This is a genomic window from Clostridium sp., assembly GCF_040797585.1.
Classification (GTDB): domain Bacteria; phylum Bacillota; class Clostridia; order Clostridiales; family Clostridiaceae; genus Clostridium_Z.
Genome location: NZ_JBFNEO010000260.1, coordinates 1 through 3,354 on the forward strand (window position 1 = coordinate 1; position 3,354 = coordinate 3,354).

The following is a 3,354-nucleotide window of genomic DNA, read 5'->3' on the forward strand; positions in this document are numbered from 1 at the left end:
ACTATATTATGTAATAAATGTTAATTGATTTTATAAGAATAATATATCTGACAATTAAGATTATAAAAGGAGGATATCATGAATAAAAGAAGAATAGGGGTAATCTTGATTATAATAGGAATAATTATTATTAGTATAACTGGATATTTAAAATATGATTCAATTAAAAAAGAAAAAGCTATGAGAGAGAGTTTTGAAAAAGCTTTAAAAAATTTAGAAAATCAAGGTGATAATGGAGATGCTACTAATAGTCCAGATAAAAAAATAGATGAAGAAGTAGTAGCTATGGGGATAATGATAATTCCCAAAATAGATATGAAAGCAGCTATAGGTGAAGGAACAGAGGAAAAGGTATTAAATTATTATTTAGGGCATTTTAAAGATACAGCTCTGCCAGGAGAAAAAGGAAATTTTGCGGTTGCAGGACATAGAAACTATATATATAATGAATTCTTTAGAGATGTGGACAAATTGGAACATGGAGATGAAATATTAGTCAGAACAGAAGAAGCAGAGTTTAAATATAAGGTTAATGAAAGTTTTGTAGTAAATCCAGAGGATATATATGTTCTTGATGAAACGGAGGAAGCAACAATTACATTGGTAACTTGTACAACAGATAGTAAAAGGAGATTAATAGTAAAGGGGGAGTTGGTTAAAGAATAGAATTTACAGAAAATGTAACTTATCCACAGGGGTATGTGAATAATGTTAATTGTTTCCATAAAATGTAAGGTGGGAAATTATGATTTATGCTTTAATGATATTGTTTATTATTTTAGGACTATATTTTTTGACTTTCTATTATTTCAAGCAAGTTGTTATAAGAAAGTTGCAAAATGAAGATGAAATGTTCAATAATCAAATTAAAAGGAATTTGATTGATATAGATTACTATGAGAATCTACATAAAGAAAAGGTTAATATAAAATCTAAGGAAGGACTAATCCTTAGAGGGATTTTTATAGATAATGGTTCAAAGAATACTATTATATTTTGTCATGGAATTACAGTGGGACTTATATGTTCTCTGAAATATATAAGAATATTTGAAAAAAGAGGATGGAATATACTTCTTTACGATCATAGAAGACATGGACAAAGTCAAGGTAAATATTCAACTTATGGTTATTTAGAAAAAGAAGATTTAGATTTATGGGTAAACTGGATAATAGATAAAAAAGGTAAGAGCTCTATAATAGGATTACATGGTGAGTCTATGGGAGCAGCTACAGTATTACAATATTCTGATATAAATAAATATGTTAAATTTATAATATCAGACTGTGCATTCTCTGATTTGAAAGAGCTTTTATTAATAAGAATCAAAGAGGATTATAGCATAATATTATATCCAGTGTTATGTTTAGTTTTACATCTAAGCAACATATTAGCAAGAATAAAAGCTAAGTTTAATTATAATTGGATAAAGCCAATAGAATCTGTAAAAAGATCCACTATTCCTATAATGTTTATACATGGTAATAAGGATTATTTTGTACCATGGCACATGAGTATTTCTATGTATAATGCAAAGACAAGAGGAATTAAAAGACTTTATATAGTAGATGGAGCAGCTCATGCAAGGGCAATAGAGGTAGATAAGGAAAGATACGAAAAAGAGACCATGAGCTTCCTAGAAGAAGTTTTAGGAGTTAAGAAGGAGGAAAAAATTTGAGGAAAAGAAATATAATCTATATAGGTTTAGCTATTATAATAATAGGGATTATAGCTGTTTTAGGAGTTAAGTGGAACAAAAACATTGATAATACATTAAATATGGCAAATCAAGATCAGCAAAAAAAGGAAAGTGAAAAAGAAGAGTCAAAAGAAAAAGAAGAAATCAAGGAAGAAGTTAAACTAAAGGACAACTCTATAGGAGTTCCAGTACTTTATTATCATTCTATATATGATAATCCTAATAAGGATGAACTTATAGTATCTAAAGAGATGTTTAGAGAGCAGATGAAATATTTAAAAGACAATAATTATAAAACTTTAACCTTAAGTGAGCTTCAAGAATATATTAGGGATAATAAAAAGATTCCAGAAAAATCTGTAGCAATAACCTTTGATGATGGATGGGTGGATAACTATGAGAATGCCTATCCTATACTTAAAGAATATGGATTTAATGCTACTATATTTGTTATAACATCAATGGTTGACAATCATCACCTTTATTTAAAGTCTAAAGAGATAAAGGAAATGAGTGAAAATGGAATAGAGATAGGTAGTCATACAGTAAACCATGATAATTTAGTGGAAATATCCAAAGATAAGAGAGAGAAAACCTTAGAAGACTCTAAGAAGTTTTTAGAAGACATTACAAAGGTTCCAGTTACATCTATAGCGTATCCTTTTGGAGTCTACAACGACAATGTATTAAAGGATAGTAAGGAAGCAGGATACACTGTTGGATTTACTACAGATAAAGGATGGGCAAATGGAACACAAAATTTATTTAAAATAAATAGAGTATATGTAAATGGAAACTCAGGAATGGATGTATTTAGGGAGAGGCTTAATAATCCAAAATATAAATAGAGGGTGGATAATCCACCCTCTATTTTAATATGTTATTAAGGCTCTACTGTTTTAGAGGAGGAACTTATAAGCTCATTTATATCAAGGAGTTCATTCTTAGAAAGGTATCTCCATGAGCCAATCTTTAAGTTATCTAAGGATACATTCATGATTCGTATACGCTCTAGTTTTTTTACATTATAACCAAGGTATTCACACATTCTTCTTATCTGCCTATTTAATCCCTGAGTAAGTATTATTCTAAAAACATATTTTCCTTCTTTTTTTACAAAACACTTCTTACTTACAGTTCCTAATATAGGAACACCATTTCCCATTTTTTTAATGAAACCCTCAGTTACAGGCTTATCAACAGTTACTATATATTCTTTTTCATGATTATTTCCAGCTCTAAGAATTTTATTAACTATATCCCCATCATTAGTTAAAAATATTAAACCTTGAGAATCTTTATCTAGTCTTCCAATAGGGAAGATTCTTTTCTTATGACCTACAAAATCTACAATATTTCCTTTAATATGTTGCTCAGTAGTACAGGTTATTCCAACAGGCTTATTTAAGGCTATATATACAAGATCATTGTCTTTAGAAATTAATTTACCATTAACTTTAACAATATCATCCTTGGTAACTTTTGTACCTGTTAAAGCCACAGATCCGTTCACAGTTACTTTGCCGTTTTCGATTAGCTTATCTGCCTCTCTCCTTGAACAAATTCCACTATCACTTATAAATTTATTTAGTCTTACTTGATCTTTCAAATCATTATGAAATATTATTTTTTCTTTAGGCTTCTCAGTATTAATT

At 28.7% G+C, this 3,354-nt stretch carries 4 protein-coding genes; 3 read left to right on the forward strand and 1 reads right to left on the reverse strand.

Annotation, left to right across the window (positions count from 1 at the left end; genetic code table 11):
• The first annotated feature begins 78 nt into the window (after positions 1-78).
• The 3 genes from AB2369_RS12440 (at position 79) to AB2369_RS12450 (ending at position 2,547) form a co-directional block, all read left to right on the forward strand.
• A complete protein-coding gene (locus AB2369_RS12440) occupies positions 79-666 on the forward strand; it encodes a class D sortase (protein WP_367666793.1) in 588 nt (195 codons plus the stop codon).
• Positions 667-745: 79 nt separating this feature from the next.
• Positions 746-1,678 carry an alpha/beta hydrolase gene (locus AB2369_RS12445; protein ID WP_367666794.1) on the forward strand — a complete coding sequence of 311 codons (933 nt, stop codon included), beginning with the start codon at positions 746-748 and terminating at the stop codon, positions 1,676-1,678.
• Complete coding sequence (locus AB2369_RS12450; RefSeq protein WP_367666795.1) at positions 1,675-2,547, forward strand: polysaccharide deacetylase family protein; 873 nt, start codon at positions 1,675-1,677, stop codon at positions 2,545-2,547. The genes AB2369_RS12445 and AB2369_RS12450 overlap by 4 nt, the downstream gene beginning before the upstream one ends.
• Positions 2,548-2,582: 35 nt before the next feature.
• On the opposite strand, the gene rluF is transcribed toward AB2369_RS12450, so the two are convergent.
• The gene (gene rluF / locus AB2369_RS12455) at positions 2,583-3,353 is read right to left on the reverse strand and encodes a 23S rRNA pseudouridine(2604) synthase RluF (RefSeq protein ID WP_367666796.1); all 771 of its coding nucleotides are present in this window, start codon (positions 3,351-3,353) and stop codon (positions 2,583-2,585) included.
• Position 3,354 lies beyond the last annotated feature (1 nt).